The 14,994-nt window shown below is 69.2% G+C and carries 15 protein-coding genes; 4 read left to right on the top strand and 11 right to left on the bottom strand.

Annotated features, from left to right (window positions below; translation table 11 throughout):
* Positions 1 to 5: 5 nt before the first annotated feature.
* From Q9S78_RS01695 to dnaB, 4 genes are all read right to left on the bottom strand, one after another.
* Complete coding sequence (locus Q9S78_RS01695; RefSeq protein WP_311868492.1) at positions 6 to 578, bottom strand: dihydrofolate reductase family protein; 573 nt, start codon at positions 576 to 578, stop codon at positions 6 to 8.
* A 25-nt stretch (positions 579 to 603) separates the two neighbouring features.
* The gene (locus Q9S78_RS01700) at positions 604 to 1,230 is read right to left on the bottom strand and encodes a hypothetical protein (RefSeq protein ID WP_311868494.1); all 627 of its coding nucleotides are present in this window, start codon (positions 1,228 to 1,230) and stop codon (positions 604 to 606) included.
* A 46-nt stretch (positions 1,231 to 1,276) separates the two neighbouring features.
* Positions 1,277 to 3,238: an MDR family MFS transporter gene (locus tag Q9S78_RS01705; protein WP_311869657.1), complete on the bottom strand. Its 1,962-nt coding sequence runs from the start codon at positions 3,236 to 3,238 to the stop codon at positions 1,277 to 1,279.
* Between the two features lie 219 nt (positions 3,239 to 3,457).
* Positions 3,458 to 4,828: a replicative DNA helicase gene (dnaB, locus tag Q9S78_RS01710; protein ID WP_018187763.1), complete on the bottom strand. Its 1,371-nt coding sequence runs from the start codon at positions 4,826 to 4,828 to the stop codon at positions 3,458 to 3,460.
* Between the two features lie 451 nt (positions 4,829 to 5,279).
* Between dnaB and Q9S78_RS01715 the strand changes: the two genes are divergently transcribed.
* Together Q9S78_RS01715 and Q9S78_RS01720 are read left to right on the top strand one after the other, a co-directional pair.
* Positions 5,280 to 6,407 carry a hypothetical protein gene (locus tag Q9S78_RS01715; RefSeq protein ID WP_311868497.1) on the top strand — a complete coding sequence of 376 codons (1,128 nt, stop codon included), beginning with the start codon at positions 5,280 to 5,282 and terminating at the stop codon, positions 6,405 to 6,407.
* Between the two features lie 95 nt (positions 6,408 to 6,502).
* Positions 6,503 to 7,981: an LPXTG cell wall anchor domain-containing protein gene (locus Q9S78_RS01720; RefSeq protein WP_311868500.1), complete on the top strand. Its 1,479-nt coding sequence runs from the start codon at positions 6,503 to 6,505 to the stop codon at positions 7,979 to 7,981.
* Positions 7,982 to 8,228: 247 nt separating this feature from the next.
* Here the strand turns inward: Q9S78_RS01720 and rplI are convergent, their stop codons facing one another.
* From rplI to Q9S78_RS01745, 5 genes are all read right to left on the bottom strand, one after another.
* Positions 8,229 to 8,681, bottom strand: a complete 453-nt coding sequence (rplI, locus tag Q9S78_RS01725) for a 50S ribosomal protein L9 (RefSeq protein WP_018187766.1) — start codon at positions 8,679 to 8,681, stop codon at positions 8,229 to 8,231.
* Between the two features lie 11 nt (positions 8,682 to 8,692).
* On the bottom strand, positions 8,693 to 8,947 hold the full coding sequence (rpsR, locus tag Q9S78_RS01730) for a 30S ribosomal protein S18 (RefSeq protein ID WP_005054609.1): 255 nt from the start codon (positions 8,945 to 8,947) through the stop codon (positions 8,693 to 8,695).
* Between the two features lie 53 nt (positions 8,948 to 9,000).
* Positions 9,001 to 9,528, bottom strand: a complete 528-nt coding sequence (locus tag Q9S78_RS01735) for a single-stranded DNA-binding protein (protein ID WP_018187767.1) — start codon at positions 9,526 to 9,528, stop codon at positions 9,001 to 9,003.
* A 5-nt stretch (positions 9,529 to 9,533) separates the two neighbouring features.
* Positions 9,534 to 9,899: a 30S ribosomal protein S6 gene (rpsF, locus tag Q9S78_RS01740; protein WP_018187768.1), complete on the bottom strand. Its 366-nt coding sequence runs from the start codon at positions 9,897 to 9,899 to the stop codon at positions 9,534 to 9,536.
* A 112-nt stretch (positions 9,900 to 10,011) separates the two neighbouring features.
* Positions 10,012 to 10,965, bottom strand: coding sequence for a helix-turn-helix transcriptional regulator (locus tag Q9S78_RS01745; RefSeq protein ID WP_311868502.1), 954 nt, complete (start codon positions 10,963 to 10,965; stop codon positions 10,012 to 10,014).
* Positions 10,966 to 11,055: 90 nt separating this feature from the next.
* On the opposite strand from Q9S78_RS01745, the gene Q9S78_RS01750 reads away from it, so the two are divergent.
* Entirely contained in the window at positions 11,056 to 11,520 is a 465-nt protein-coding gene (locus Q9S78_RS01750; RefSeq protein ID WP_311868505.1) for a VOC family protein, read from the top strand.
* Between the two features lie 86 nt (positions 11,521 to 11,606).
* Positions 11,607 to 12,776 carry a hypothetical protein gene (locus Q9S78_RS01755; RefSeq protein ID WP_311868506.1) on the top strand — a complete coding sequence of 390 codons (1,170 nt, stop codon included), beginning with the start codon at positions 11,607 to 11,609 and terminating at the stop codon, positions 12,774 to 12,776.
* Here Q9S78_RS01755 and Q9S78_RS01760 read toward each other — a convergent pair.
* Both Q9S78_RS01760 and Q9S78_RS01765 read right to left on the bottom strand, forming a co-directional pair.
* Positions 12,766 to 14,112, bottom strand: a complete 1,347-nt coding sequence (locus Q9S78_RS01760; protein WP_116227782.1) for a DUF6716 putative glycosyltransferase — start codon at positions 14,110 to 14,112, stop codon at positions 12,766 to 12,768. The genes Q9S78_RS01755 and Q9S78_RS01760 overlap by 11 nt on opposite strands.
* Positions 14,109 to 14,981 carry an N-acetylneuraminate synthase family protein gene (locus tag Q9S78_RS01765; RefSeq protein WP_116227783.1) on the bottom strand — a complete coding sequence of 291 codons (873 nt, stop codon included), beginning with the start codon at positions 14,979 to 14,981 and terminating at the stop codon, positions 14,109 to 14,111. The genes Q9S78_RS01760 and Q9S78_RS01765 overlap by 4 nt, the downstream gene beginning before the upstream one ends.
* Positions 14,982 to 14,994: the final 13 nt, after the last annotated feature.

Raw genomic sequence — 14,994 nt, forward strand, 5'->3', positions numbered from 1 at the left:
CCTCGTCAGCTCGCGCGGCGCGCGTACTCCTCGATCGTGACACCCGAGGCGAACTCGCGCACGCGCGTCCGCGTGAAGGGGTACTCCGCGGGGGCGGCCTCACCGAACAAGCGGATGCCGGAGCCCAGAGCCACCGGGTGGCGCTTCAGCACGAGGCGGTCGATTTCGGGCAGCAGGGCTCCGGCGAGCTCACCCCCACCGCAGAGCCAGATGTCGGCGCCGTCCTCCTGCTTGAGGGACCGGACGGTCGCCACTGGATCGTTCGTCAGGGTGACCGACGGGTCGACCTCGTGGTCTCGGCGGCTGGCGACGACCTGCCGGAGGTGCGGGTACGGGCTCGTGATCCCGGCATCCAATGCGGGAATCAGGGTGTTCCAGCCCATGATCACGGTGTCGAACGTCGTGTTGGTGGGGTGGATGCCGACCGCGCGCTGCACGTGCCCGGGCAGGGCGTCGGCGTACTCGCCGAAGATGGCGGCGTTGTGGTCGCCCTCGATGAGGAAGGCGTCGTACCCGCCGTTCTCGTCGGCGATGCAGCCGTCGATGCTCACGGCGACGTAGTAGACGAGGTTGCGCATGATGTCTCCTTCGGGGGTCTGCGTGTCAGAGCCAGAGCAGGATGGCGATGGCGAGGATGAGGCCGAGCATGAGCGAGGTCGTCCACGCGGTGGCAGCGGCCAGGGTCCACGCTTCGCGCTCCTGCAGTACGAGGCGGCGCGGGTCACCCGCAGGCAGCTTCTTCGCCGCGCGGTGCGTGTAGACGACGACCGGCGTCGCGAGGATGGCCACCAGGATGAGGCTGAGCAGCTGGATGACGAGACCGCTCTCGCGCCGACCGATCGCGAGGGCCTCCCACGCGGTGGCGAGCGTGCTCGCCGTCTCGCGCGGTCCGCAGAGGGCCACGAGCGCGACGGCACCCACCATGACGATGGACGCACGGAGGGCTCGCTCGCCCCGCGTCGCCGCCGCAATCACCGGACCCGCGCCGGTCGCCTTCGAGAACCCTCGCCGTGCAGCGCGGAGCGAGAGGGGCCAGAGGACGACGCCGACGACAGCGGCGATGATCCACGCGAAGACCTGCTCCGGCGAGATCTGCACCCCGAGGTTCTCGGCGAGAAGGATGCCGCCGATCCACGCGCCGATCCCGACCGGAACCCCGACGCCCACCGCGAGGACCACGATCACGATCTGCGCGGCCGGCGACGGGGTGCGGTCGCCTCGCGAGCTCATTCCCCCACTCTAGGAACTCGGGTGGACCCCCGGCATCCCGCCGGCGTCAGCCGAGCGCGATCGGCTCAGGCTGGCGCTCGGCGTCGGCCGACTCCTGCAGCGCCGACTTCTGACGCAGCGGCGGAGTGCGGAAGAACAGCGTCAGGACGAACGCGATCAGGGCGACGCCCATGGCCACCCAGTACACGCTCACCGTCGACTGGTTGAACGACACCAGGAGCGGCTTCGTCAGGCGCGGGTCGGCACCGTTGAGGAACGAGGTGTCGTCCATCGTGCTGTCGTCGAAGGAGGAGCCCGACGAGTTCGACATCCCGTCGATGATCTGCGGGACCGCCTGGTCGACGAAGGCGCGACGGGCGGCGGCATCCGTGAAGTCCAGCGTCACCGTGCCGTCGGCCGCCACCTTCGCGACGGGCAGCTGCTCGGTGATCTTCGCTCCCGCCTGCGCGATGGCCTGCTGCTCGGCTTGGGCGGTGGCCTGCTGCTGAGCGGCCGCGGGGATCGCACCGGATGCGACCTGCTGGGCGACCGCGTCGGCGGCCGCGGCCTTCGCCTCGTCGACGCCCTTCTGCGCACCGTCGAGCGCGCCGTCCGAGAGCTGGCCCACGAAGGGGTCATAAACCTTCGACATGATGCCGGCGTTGGCCGGTGCGCTCGCGACCGTCGGGTCGAGGGCGGCGTCGAGGGCGTCGGAGAGTGACTGCTGATCCTTGAAGTTGGTCTGCAGGTTCAGCGGGACGAGCGTGAACAGCAGCGACAGCAGCACGGCCGTGCCGAGCGTGCCACCGATCTGACGGAAGAAGGTCGACCCCGAGGTGGCGACACCGATGTCCCGCGGACCGACGGAGTTCTGCGAGGCGATCGTGAGGGTCTGCATGAGCTGGCCGAGGCCGAGACCGATGAGGAGCATCGCGCCGGCGAGGTGCCAGTACGAGGAGTCGTACCGCACGAAGGTCAGCGTGAGGAAGCCCAGCACCATGAAGGCGGTGCCGATGGTCGGGAAGATCCGGTAGTGACCTGTGCGGGCGATGATCTGACCGCTGACGATCGACGAGATCATGAGCCCGAGGATCATCGGCAGCAGCTGGATGCCGCTCTCGGTGGGCGTCGAGCCGAGCACGAGCTGCAGGTAGAGCGGCAGCGTGAGCATCGCGCCGAACATCGCGAAGCCGACGAAGACGCCGATGACCGTCGCCATCGAGAACGTCGACGACCGGAAGAGCTTCAGCGGGATGAGCGCGTCGTCCTTCATGCCGCGCTCGATCAGGATGAAGGCGACGATGCCGATCACGCCGATGACGTAGCAGGCGATGGCGATGGGTGAGGTCCAGCCCCACTCGCGACCCTGCTCCGCGATGAGCAGCAGCGGGACGAGCGCGATGATGACCGCGGCCGCACCGAACCAGTCGATGCGCACCGCGCCGTGCGGGTGCCGCGGGATGTGCAGGAACCGCAGGACGACCGCCAACGCGACGAGGCCGATCGGCACGTTGATCAGGAAGACCCAGCGCCAGCCGGCGATGAAGAGAATCTCACCCGAGCCGGCGAACAGGCCGCCGACGAGGGGACCGATCACCGAGGAGATGCCGAAGACGGCCAGGAAGTAGCCCTGATACTTGGCTCGCTCGCGGGGGGCGAGGATGTCGCCCATGATCGCCAGCGGCATCGACATGAGACCACCGGCGCCGAGACCCTGGATCGCGCGGAAGGCGGAGAGCTCGATCATCGAGGTCGAGAAGCTCGCGGCGACCGAGCCGACGATGAAGATCGCGATGGCGATGATGAAGAGGGGCCGGCGTCCGAAGATGTCGGAGAGCTTGCCGTAGATGGGCGTCGAGATCGTCGACACGATCAGGTACGCGGTCGTCACCCATGCCTGCTGGCTGAGGCCGTTGAGGTCGTCGCCGATCGTGCGGATCGCGGTGCCGACGACGGTCTGGTCGAGCGCAGACAGGAACATACCCGCCATGAGCCCGAAGATGACGAACAGGATCTGGCGGTGGGTCATCACCGGGGTGCTTCGGGTGGTCGGGCTCGACACGGCAGCAGTGGTCACGGTTCCTCGAAGGGGTGAAGGCCGATAGGGATGCCGCGCGACGGGTCTCACGCGACGGGGGTCCGGCAACGGCCGGCAGAACAAGTTGTGTTTGGTCAACCATAAGCGCGTCGACCCCCCGCGTATTCCCTTTTCTTTGTGCTTGGGCTTCGCGTGCCTGTGAGGAGTGGCTCAGTCCATCCCGACGGCCATGTCGGTGAAGCGTGAGAAGTGTCCCTGGAACGCGACGACGACCGTGTCGGTCGGGCCGTTACGGTGCTTGGCGACGATCAGGTCGGCCTCGCCGGCGCGGGGGCTGTCCTTCTCGTAGGCGGCCTCACGGTGGAGCAGGATGACGATGTCGGCATCCTGCTCGATCGATCCTGATTCACGCAGGTCGCTGATGGCGGGCTTCTTGTCGGCGCGCTGCTCGGCACCACGGTTCAGCTGCGACAGGGCGATGACGGGAACCTGCAGCTCCTTCGCCAGCAGCTTCAGCGCACGCGAGAACTCCGAGACCTCCTGCTGACGCGACTCGACGCGCTTACCGCTCGTCATGAGCTGGAGGTAGTCGATGACGACCATCTCGAGTCCGACGCGCTGCTTGAGCTTGCGGCACTTCGCGCGGATCTCGACGAGCGTCATGTTCGGGCTGTCGTCGATGTACAGCGGCGCATCGTTGATGCGACCACGGGTCGAGGCGATCGTCGTCCAGTCGCGGCTGTCGAGCATGCCCTTGCGCATGCTCTGCAGCGGCACCGCACCCTCGGCGCTCATGAGTCGCATCGCGATCTCGCTGCGCCCCATCTCGAGCGAGAAGAAGACGGTCGGGCGGTTGTGCTTGATGGCGGCCGCGCGGGCGAAGTCGAGCGCGAGCGTCGACTTACCCATGGCGGGGCGAGCGGCGACGACGACCATCTGCCCGCCGTGCAGGCCGTTGGTGAGCTGGTCGAGGGCGGCGAAGCCGGTCGGGATGCCGGTCATCTGACCATCGCGGCCACGTGCCGCCTCGATCTCCTCGACGGCGGCATCCACGGCGACCTGCAGCGGGACGTAGTCCTCGGACTGCTCCGCGCCGGTGACGGAGTAGATCTCGGCCTGGGCGTTGTTGACGAGGTCGAGCGCCTCGCCCTGCCCGTTGTAGCCCATCTGGACGATGCGGGTGCCGGCTTCGACGAGGCGGCGGAGCAGCGCACGCTCACGGACGATCGATGCGTAGTACGCCGCGTTCGCCGCGGTGGGGACGATCGACGTGAGGGAGTGCAGGTAATCGGCACCGCCGGCTCGCTGAAGATCGCCGGTCTTGATCAGCTCGTCCGTGACGGCGACGACGTCGGTCGGTTCACCGTGGGAGTACAGCGAGAGGACGGCTTCGAAGATCAGCTCGTGCTTCGGCACGTAGAAGTCGGTGCCGCGGAGGGCCTCGATGACGTCGGCGACCGCGTCGCCCGAAAGGAGCATGCCGCCCAGGGTGCTCTGCTCGGCGAGCATGTCATGAGGAGGGACCCTCTCGGGGCCTCGGGCTCCGCCGATCCGGTCGTCGGACAGATCCGCAATCGACATCCAAGCCCCTCTTCCGGGCCCGCTGGAAGGCCCTCGCACACGTTATGGAGGGGTTCCGACACACGCAAACCGGCCTGTGGATAACTGTGTGGACAATCTGCGCAAAACGCCGCGGACCCTGTGCACAGACGCTGTGGACAACGCGTGGAATCTCACAGAAGCGACGCCGATAAATCCTGCTCGACCGGGAGTTTTCTTTCCCACAGTCTGTGGATAGATATCCGACCTCAAGTGCCGGTTGAAGGTTCAGGGTTATCCCCACCCATGTGCAGAATCCCGGATTTGTCAAATGAGAAAGTCGGCCGGTTGCTGCGGTCTTCCGGCTCCTCAAAAGGATGCCCGAAGAGCTCTTGTAAAAATCATAGGAAGTGGATACCGTGTCTGCTCCAGGCACCCCGCAGAACGCGGCTATCACGGCGCGTGTTCCGATGAGAAATCGTGGAGGTGACCTGTGCTTACGACGCAACGCGCGTTCGTCCGACTCGGTCTCCTCGCTGCGATCGGATTCGGCGTCGCACTGCTCTGGGTGGCCTTCGCGGTGGCCTTGAGCGCATCGCACGCCCACGCCGCCGACCGCGAAGACGATGGACTGCTCAGCGGGGTGACCAAAGTCGTCGGACAGACCGTCGCACCGGTGACCGAAAAGGTCGTGAAGCCCGTCACCGAGGAGGTCGTCACGCCCGTGGCCGAGAAGGCGGTCGCGCCCGTCGAGAAGGTCCTCACGCCCGTCGCCGACAAGGTTGTGAAGCCGGTGGCCACGAAGATCGTGAAGCCGGTCGTCGAGAAGGCGATCAAGCCCGTCACGGACAAGGTCGTCAGGCCTGTCACAGACAAGGTCGTACGGCCTGTCACAGACAAGGTCGTCACGCCGGTCGTCGACGAGGTGGTCGCACCCGTCACCGACAAGGTCGTGAAGCCCGTCGTCGACACGGTGGTCAAGCCCGTCACTGACACCGTTCTGCCGCCCGTTGTCACCGTCGTGACGCCCATCACGGATGGTGTCGTGGCTCCTGTCGTAGATGCCGTCCGCCCGGTCATCGAGCCGGTGGTGGACGCGATCGACCCGGTGATCGACACCGTGCTCCCCCCGGCCGTGGACGCCGTCGACCCCGTGACAGAGCCCGCCACACCCGGCCTCGGCGTCATTCCCGCTTACCCTCTGCCGGTGTCACCGGCGTCGCCCGACGCCGATGCTTCCGCGACCGGCACGACCCCCGCCGCGACCGCTGCTGCTGCACCTTCGACGCCCGCTCCCGCCGCCGGGGTGAGCCCCGCCACTCTGGCAACGCGTGACGCCTTCCAAGCAGCCGTGACGGCTGGTTCCGCCGCCGACGCATCGTCGGCCGCTGCTGGGCCCGAGGCATCCCCTGCGCCTGACAGCGCCCCGCCCGCGGCCGCAGCGCCCCTGGCGGGAACCGGTTCTCTGACTTCTGCCTCCTCTGGAGGAGGTGCCGGGTTGTTCGCCCTGCTCACGTTCGGCTTCCCCGTCGCGCACCGTGCCTGGGCGCGACGCGGACGGCCGAACGATGAGCACGGCCTGCCCGCACCCTTCTTCGACACCGACGTTTCTCCCGACTGACGGGGATTGCGCCGCGCGTTTCCGCGGCACGCATCCCGCACGTCCCACGTGACGGCGCATCCGCGCCATCCCCAGTCATGTTCCAGGAGAGAGAAATGAACACCATGTTGTCGCGCGCCCTGCTGGGCACGCTTGTCGCCGGGGGGATCACCCTCTTCGGCGCGGCAGCCGCGCAGGCTGCAGAACCGAACACCTCGGGAGAGGACGGGCTGCTCTCGGGCACCCAGGCGCTCCTCAACGTCGACGCCCCCATCAGCGTCGGCGACACCGCGATCTCGCTGCTCGGCGACTCGTCCACGAGCTCGAGCGACAAGGGGTCCTCTGCGGCTCCGTCGCGCGACTCCGGCTCCGCCTCCACCAGCGGGTCCAACGGTGCTGCCTCCGGATCGCAGGCGATCATCGACGTGTCCGTCCCCGTCACCGTGAAGGACACGGCGGTCTCGGTCATCGGCGACAGCTCGACCAAGAGCACGGACGCCGCACCCGCCGCACCCGCAAAGGAGCCCGCCACGGCTCCCGCAGCGTCGACCAGCGGGTCCGACGGCATCGCGTCCGGCACGCAGGTCGTCGCCCCCGTGAAGGCCCCGGTGACCGTCAAGGACACCGCGGTGTCGGTCATCGGCGACAGCAAGACCGAGAGCACGGATGCCGCGGCCCCGGCTGCACCGTCGTCGCCCGCACCGTCGGCCACCACCGACGGGTCCGACGGCGCCGTCTCCGGAACGCAGGTCGTCGCGCCCATCACCGTCCCCGTGACGGTCGAGGACGTCGCAATCTCCGTCATCGGTGACAGCACTACCGAAAGCACCGACGCAGCCACCCCGGCCGCACCCACCGGCACCACCGGAACCCCGTCCACCGACGGCTCCGACGGCATCGGCTCGGGCACCCAGGTGGTCGCCCCGATCACCCTCCCGGTGACCATCGACGACACCGCCGTCTCCATCATCGGAGACAGCACCACCGTCGGCGGCGGCACGGCCGGCACTCCTGGCACGGGCACCACGCCCGGCGCCCCGGTCACCTCGGGTGAGAACGGGGTCGGCAGCGGTACCCAGATCCTGCTGCCGGTCGACATCCCCGTCACCATCGGCGACACCGCGGTCTCCATCATCGGCGACAGCACGGTGACTGACCCTGGCACCGACCCGGTCGACCCGGTCGACCCGGTGGACCCGGTCGACCCCATGGACCCGGTCGACCCGGTGGACCCGACCGACCCGGTCGACCCCGTGGACCCGACCGACCCGGTCGACCCGGTGGACCCGACCGACCCCGTGGACCCGACCGACCCGGTCGACCCGGCAACCCCCGGCACGGACCCTACCGACCCGACGGACCCGGGCACCATCCTGGCGAACCCGGGCACGGTCCCCGGTAACACCCCGGGCATGGGCACGGACGACCAAATTCCCGGCGCCGGCACCGCTCCGATGGCCCCCCAGGCCAGCGCGAGCACCCCGTTCGGGATGCTGGCACAGACCGGCGGAGTCGCGGTGACGTGGCTCCCCGCGCTCGCCCTGGCTCTGCTCGCCGCCGGAGCGCTGCTCACTCTGCGACGCCGTACCGTCTGATCTCCCCCGAGGGGGCGGATGCCGCGAGCCTCGACCCGCGGCATCCGCCCCACCCGTGCGCGGGTGCAATAGATCCCGAGCGACACCCCGACTCCGAGCCCCTCAGCCCGGCGTGTCGCCCCGAAACCCTTGCATCCGCGAACACCCGCGAACACCCGCACCCCCGCACACACGCCCCGCAAACGCCGGATGCCGCGGTCCCCGCCCCGAAGGGAGGGAACCGCGGCATCCGAACCGCGCGCCAGGATTACTTGGCGGCGACCACCTGCAGGGTGATCACGGCGGTGAGGTCGTCACGCAGGCGAATGGTCGCCTCGTGCTCGCCCACGGCCTTGATCGGCGAGGTGATGTGGATCTTGCGCTTGTCGAGGTCACCGAAACCGGCGGCCTTGACGGCGTCGGCCACGTCGGCGGTCTTCACCGAACCGAACAGGCGGCCTTCTGCGCCGGCCTTGACGGCCAGCTTGACCGTGTTCGACTCGAGCGTGTTCTTGAGCGCCACAGCCTCTTCGTGGTCGTGGATCGCGCGGGACTCGCGAGCGGCGCGGATAGACGCCACCTGCTTCTCGCCACCGCGGGTCCAGGCCACAGCGAAGCCCTGGGGGATGAGGTAGTTACGGGCGTACCCGTTCTTGACCTCGATGACGTCGCCTGCGCTACCGAGCCCGGCGACCTCGTTCGTGAGAATCAGCTTTGCCATGTCGGTACTCCTTACCGGCCAGCGCCGGCGTAGGGCAGGAGCGCCATTTCACGGGCGTTCTTGATCGCCTTGGCGATCAGACGCTGCTCCTGCACCGAGACTCCGGTGATACGACGGGCGCGGATCTTTCCACGCTCCGAGATGAACTTGCGAAGCGTCGCGACATCCTTGTAGTCGATGACGCCGACGCGGATCGCCTTCGCGGGAGCGGCGTTCTTCGCGCCCTTCCGCGGCTTGCGGCGATCGCCGGTTGCCTTTCCAGCCATGTGTCTTCCTTAAGAGAGGTGGATGCCGCAGCCCGCGGCATCCGGAATTCGAATCAGAACGGGGTGTCGTCGCCGTAGCTCGTCCCGGGCGCGCTCCAGGCGTCAGGGGCCGAAGACCCGGGCGTGGCCCAGGGCTCGTCTGCCTGCACCTGCGGACGCGACTGCTGCTGACCGCCGCCGAAGCTGCCGCCACCGCCGCCACCATTGCCACCGCTGGACGCGGCGCGGGTGACCTGTGCGGTCGCGTAGCGGAGCGAGGGGCCGATCTCGTCGACCTCCAGCTCGATCGCCGTGCGGTTGTTGCCTTCGCGGTCCTGGTAGGAGCGCTGCTTCAGGCGGCCGGTCGCGACGACCCGCATGCCCTTGGTGAGCGAGCCTGCGACGTGCTCAGCGAACTCGCGCCAGACCGACGCGCGCATGAACAGCGCTTCGCCGTCCTTCCACTCGTTGGCTTGACGGTCGAAGCTGCGCGGCGTCGATGCGATCGTGAAGTTCGCGACGGGCAGGCCGTTCTGCGTGTAGCGCAGCTCGGGGTCCGCCGTGAGGTTTCCCACGACCGTGATGATGGTCTCGCCGGCCATGAGCCTTAGGCCTTCGCAGCCTTGCGGGCGGCCTTGGCCTCAGCGCGCTCCTTCTCGGCGGCGACCTGAGCGATCGCCTCCTCGGCGCGGAGGACCTTGGTACGCATGATCTGCTCGTTCAGCTTGAGCTGACGGTCGAGCTCCTTCGTCGCGTCGCTCGTGCCGGTGAAGTTGACGACGGCGTAGATGCCCTCGTTCTTCTTCTGGATCTCGTAGGCGAGACGGCGCTTGCCCCAGACGTCGACGTTGTCAATGGTGCCACCGTCTGCGGTGATGACCTTGAGGAAACCGTCGAGCTTGGGAGCGACCTGGCGCTCGTCGATCTCGGGGTCGAGGATGACCATGAGTTCGTACTGGTGGATGTGCGTCACTAACCCACCTCCTTCGGACTAGAACGGATGCCGAGCATTTCCCGGCATCAGGAGGGTTGATGCACGTGTCCGCTGATTCCGCGCATGAGCGCAGACGGACAACCACAACAGTCTAGCGGATGACCGGCCCGGCCACGGACGCCGCCATCCGGCTCCCCGCCTCGGCCGCCGCGGCGGCCAACTCGGGTGGGCCGAGGACTTCGAACGGCTCATCGAACCGCAGTGCCCAGGCGAGCACCCCCGCCCACGACCACGACCCGACCCGCACGACGCACGTGCCGTCCGGGCGCTCCGCGAGCTCGGCGTCGCCGAGCCACGGCGCGATCTGCCGCGCCGGCAGCGGCAGGGCGATCTCTCCCGTCACGGGCCACCGGTCCGCCGTCTCGGATCCCTTGAACCTGGCCACGAGATACGTCTGCGCATCCCCCGTCGGGATCTCGCGCGGCTCGAAAGGGACGCCGCCGCCCTGGCGGGGCCGCAGCCGGTCGAGCCGGAGGATGCGCCAGTCCGCGGCATCCCGGTCCCACGCGACGACGTACCAGCGTCCGTCCCGAGCGACGACGGCGTGCGGTTCCGCGTGCCGGGTGGGCCGATCGGCGTCGTCGCCGTAGTCGAAGCGCAGCGTCCGGCTCTCGCGTGCGGCGACGCTCACCGCTTCGAGCGCGGCGGTCGCCACCTGCTCGGCCGGCGGCCCCGCCTCGAACCGGATCCCGTCGATGCGGTGGCGCAGGTGCGACGGCATGACCTGCCGCAGCGTCGCGAGGGCTCGGGCCGCGGCATCCGTGATGTCGACTCCGGATGCCGATTGCAGCGCGACGGCGATGGCCACGGCCTGCTCGTCGTCGAAGAGGAGGGGTGGCAGTTCGTCGCCTGGGCTCAGTCGGTACCCGCCGTACGGGCCCTTCGCCGCCGTGATCGCGTAACCGAGCTCCCGCAGCCGGTCGACGTCCCGACGGACCGTGCGGACGGTCACCCCGAGCCGGTCGGCGAGTTCCTGACCTCCCCAGTCGCGGCGCGACTGCAGGACGGACAGCAGATCCAGCATGCGGTGCGACGGCGACGACATTCCTCCATCCTGCTCGAGAAGCGGACAGAAACGGTCCTCTATGCGGCGAAGAGTGGATCCCGGCAGACAGCCACCGACCGAAGGACCACCATGACCCTCTCCACCACCACGCACCTCAACTTCCACGGCGACGCCCGCGCCGCGCTCGAGTTCTACGGCCGCGTGTTCGACGGCACCGTCTCGGTGACGACGTACGCGCAGGTCGGCATGCCCGCCGAGGCGCCCGGCGCCGAGAAGGTCGTGTTCGGCATCCTCCTCGCGGCGGACGGCTTCCAGCTCATGGCGTACGACGTCCCGGGCGAGACGCGGGGCGCCGAGGCCGTGGCCGGTTCGACCCGCCGCGAGAACGGCGCCACGATCACCGACCGGGCCTTCTTCGTCTCGCTGCAGGGCGACACCCTCGACGAGGTCGCCGCGCGCTGGGAATCCCTCGCCGACGGCGCGACGGTCATCGAGCCGCTCGCCGCGTCGCCGTGGAGCGCCGGCTTCGGCATGCTCACCGACCGCTTCGGAGTGACGTGGGTCGTCGACGCGCGCGCGGCCCACGCCGGCTGACACCCGCCGCAGGCACAGAACGTGCACCCGACGCCACCCCGCGAGCAGGATCTCTCGCGGGGTGGCGCTTTCGGTACCGTGGCCGCATGAGCAGCCCCGCCTTCGACGCGCGACCTCTGACCGACCCCGTCGACGCGGCCACGGCGCGGGCGTACCGCAAGCAGCTTCTGTCGACGGGGCGCGCGCCGAAGACCGCCGGCTGGGCCGCGGGATGCCTCATCGTCGCCGTCGTCGGGGTCTTCGGCCTCGTCGTCGTCAACCTCGTCTTCCGACTCGTGTTCGCCCCGTTCTTCGAGGGCTCACCGCCCGAGGGTGCCGGGTCGATCGCGATCATCCTCGTGGTCGGCCTCATCGCGGTCGGCCTGACCGCCCTCATCGTGAAGGCGTACCGCAACGGCGGTGTGCGCTGGTACCGACTCGACCACTTCGCCCGGGCGAACGGCATGACCTGGTACCCGCAGGCATCCAACCCGCCGCTGCCGGGGATGATCTTCTCGCTCGGCAGTTCGCGCACGGCGACGGACATCCTCCGGGGCGAGCAGCCCCGCCTGGTCGAGTTCGGGAACTACCGGTACACGACCGGGTCGGGCAAGAACCGCACCACCCACCGCTGGGGCTACGTCGCCATCCGGCTCGGCACGCCGCTGCCCCACATCGTGCTGGATGCCGAGGGCAACAACACCTTCCTGGGCACGAACCTGCCGCAGACGTTCGACAAGCACCAGCGGCTCAGCCTCGAGGGCGACTTCGACAAATACTTCTCGCTCTACTGCCCGGAGGGCTACGAGCAGGACGCGCTCTACCTCTTCACGCCCGACATCATGGCGAGGTTCATCGACAACGCCGCGCAGCTCGATGTCGAGATCGTCGACGACTGGCTGTTCCTGTACGGCAAGCGCGACTTCTCCACCCTCGATCCGCGGACGTGGGGATGGCTGTTCTCCGTCGTCGGTGCACTGATGGACAAGCTCGCGCAGTGGGAGCGGTGGCGGGACGACCGGTTGGCGATGCCCGCCGCCGGCGCAGCGGCATCCGGCGTCGACGGCGGCGCCGCGGGCAGCGCGCCCGACGGGGTGGCGGGCGCCCTCCCGTTCGCGCCGCCGGTCGAGGCGCTCCGCCCGCCGCCGGGCGTCGCCCCGAGCGGTCGCCGACTGAAGACGGCCGTGCCGTGGGCGACCATCCTGATCGGCGGAGCGATCGTGATCGTCTGGTTCGCGCTGCAGAGCGGGGTGTTCGGGGCGATCTTCAGTCGATGACGGCGGTCGCCAGGACGGATCGGCGCGGGCGCACGATGGGGTCCTGATAGCGCGCGGGCGTCACCGTGATGTCGCTGCCCGCGTCGGACCACGACTCGGCGCCGCGGCGGCCGAGCACCTTGCGGGCCGTCAGGATGCCCCAGACGAGAGGGGCGCCCACGGCGAGCGCGACGGCTCCGAGGACCGAGTGATCTTCCGCGCCGAGGACGGCCTTGCGCTGCCACGCCTCGTGAAGGCGCCCGCCGCGGGCGATCGGCACGACGCGCGGCGCGAGCGCGCCTCGGCGGCGCATGTCGACGAGCCGTTCGACGTCCGACCACCACGTCGACTCGGTCGCGTCGTGGAAGTAGTTGTCTGCCAGCCATGCGGTGTGGGGATGACGGAACCGCCGCGCGATCACGTCGTCGGCACCCCCCTGCACGCCGCTCCGACTGAAGACCGTGTTGAGGTGGCTCTTCGAGACCCCGAACGTCGTGAGCGCGATGACGGGCAGGCCCATCGCCATCGCCTCGATCGCGGCCGTGGAACTGACCGTCACGAGCCCTTCGGCGGTCTCGAGCGCCCGAGACATCGGCTCGTGCGAGAAGACGAGGTTGTCGGGCCGATCGCGCAGGAGGTCGGTCAGCTCGGTGCGCTCGAAGTGCGTCTCGGCCTCGCCGAGGTCGGGCCGGCTGCGCAGCTTGAGGACCACGCGCCGGGTCGGGTCGGCGAGGGCAGCGGCGCGGAGGATCTCGGCGAGCTGGCGCCGTTCCTCGGGCTCGCGCGGCACGATCGCCTGCGCGGCGAAGACGAGGTCCGTGCCACCCATGGCCTCGTGGGCGGGGCGGGCGAACGGCAGGGTGGCCAGGCCGAAGCGCATCGTGAGCCCGAGCCGATCCGCCAGCTGCCGGAACGCGCGCAGCTCGCGCTTCGAGTGGACGACCATCAGGTCGCAGTGCCGGCGGTAGAGCGCCGCACCCCGCTGGGCCGGGATCGACATCCCGGGCAGACCCGAGACGACCACCGGGCGCGGCGTGACCCGGTCGATCTGACGCATCACGAGGCGCACGAACGGACCGCGGCCCCCGATGACGACGACGTCGGGGCGGTCCTTCGCCAGCCACGCGGCGATGTCGTCGTAGGCCACGCGGGTGACCGCCTCGGGACGGATGCCTGTGCCCGCCAACGCCGCATGCTCCTGCGTCACGCTCACCACGAGCGGGGTCTGCACGAGCAGCAGGTGCGGATCGGCGGACGGCGCGGAATCGATGAGCGCCGCCGACCACTTCACGAAGGAGTCGGCGTCGGCGATCGCGACGACGCGCAGGCGTCCCGGACGGTCACCGCGCATGATCATGCCGGGACGCGGCGCAGCTTCGCCATCGGAGCCAGCTCGCCGTCGTAGATGCGCTTGACGCCATCTCCGAGAGCCGTCTCGATGACACGGATGTCGCGGACCAAGTGCTCGAGGCCGGTCGGCTCGAGCGATGCCGCGTGGTCCGAGCCCCACATCGTGCGGTCGAGGGTGATGTGACGCTCCACCGCGACGGCGCCGAGAGCGACGGCGGCGAGGGAGATCTGCAGGCCCCGCTCGTGACCGGAGTAGCCGACGGGGATACCGGCGTACCGGTCGCGGAGCGAGGCGATCATCTTGATGTTCGCCTCTTCGGGCTCCATCGGGTAGGTCGACGTGGCGTGCATCAGCACGGTGCGGTCGGTGCCGAGCACCTCGAGTGCACGGTCGATCTGATCGATGGTCGACATCCCGGTCGACAGGATGACCGGCTTGCCCGTGGCGCGGAGCGCCTCGAGGAGCTCGATGTCGGTGAGGCTCGCGGAGGCGACCTTGTGGGCGACGACCCCGAGGTCCTCGAGGAAGTCGACGCTCGGCACGTCCCACGGCGACGCGAACCAGTCCAGCCCGCGCATCGTGGCGTGGTCGCCGATCTCGACGTACTGGTCGCGGTCGAATTCGACGCGGTAGCGGTACTCGAGGTAGGTCATGGTGCCCCACGGCGTCTCGCGGAGAGTGTCGCGCATGTGCGCCGGGGTGGCGATCTCGGGCGTGCGCTTCTGGAACTTGACGGCGTCCGCGCCGGCGTCGGCGGCGACGTCGATCAGCCGCTTGGCGAGCTCGACGTCGCCGTTGTGGTTGAGGCCGATCTCGGCGATGACGTACACGGGGCGTCCGCCGCCGAGCACGTGGTTTCCGATGGTCACCGTCATGGCGAGTCCTTTC

The organism is Microbacterium aquilitoris, assembly GCF_031932285.1.
In the GTDB taxonomy this organism is placed as follows: domain Bacteria; phylum Actinomycetota; class Actinomycetes; order Actinomycetales; family Microbacteriaceae; genus Microbacterium; species Microbacterium aquilitoris.

Coding starts and splice junctions, on each gene's coding strand:
- Q9S78_RS01760 (WP_116227782.1), bottom strand. CDS start 14,112: ATGATCATGCGCGGTGACCGTCCGGGACGCCTGCGCGTCGTCGCGATC.
- Q9S78_RS01695 (WP_311868492.1), bottom strand. CDS start 578: ATGCGCAACCTCGTCTACTACGTCGCCGTGAGCATCGACGGCTGCATC.
- Q9S78_RS01765 (WP_116227783.1), bottom strand. CDS start 14,981: ATGACGGTGACCATCGGAAACCACGTGCTCGGCGGCGGACGCCCCGTG.
- Q9S78_RS01745 (WP_311868502.1), bottom strand. CDS start 10,965: ATGTCGTCGCCGTCGCACCGCATGCTGGATCTGCTGTCCGTCCTGCAG.
- Q9S78_RS01720 (WP_311868500.1), top strand. CDS start 6,503: ATGAACACCATGTTGTCGCGCGCCCTGCTGGGCACGCTTGTCGCCGGG.
- Q9S78_RS01755 (WP_311868506.1), top strand. CDS start 11,607: ATGAGCAGCCCCGCCTTCGACGCGCGACCTCTGACCGACCCCGTCGAC.
- dnaB (WP_018187763.1), bottom strand. CDS start 4,828: ATGTCGATTGCGGATCTGTCCGACGACCGGATCGGCGGAGCCCGAGGC.
- Q9S78_RS01750 (WP_311868505.1), top strand. CDS start 11,056: ATGACCCTCTCCACCACCACGCACCTCAACTTCCACGGCGACGCCCGC.
- Q9S78_RS01700 (WP_311868494.1), bottom strand. CDS start 1,230: ATGAGCTCGCGAGGCGACCGCACCCCGTCGCCGGCCGCGCAGATCGTG.
- rplI (WP_018187766.1), bottom strand. CDS start 8,681: ATGGCAAAGCTGATTCTCACGAACGAGGTCGCCGGGCTCGGTAGCGCA.
- Q9S78_RS01705 (WP_311869657.1), bottom strand. CDS start 3,238: ATGACCCACCGCCAGATCCTGTTCGTCATCTTCGGGCTCATGGCGGGT.
- rpsR (WP_005054609.1), bottom strand. CDS start 8,947: ATGGCTGGAAAGGCAACCGGCGATCGCCGCAAGCCGCGGAAGGGCGCG.
- Q9S78_RS01735 (WP_018187767.1), bottom strand. CDS start 9,528: ATGGCCGGCGAGACCATCATCACGGTCGTGGGAAACCTCACGGCGGAC.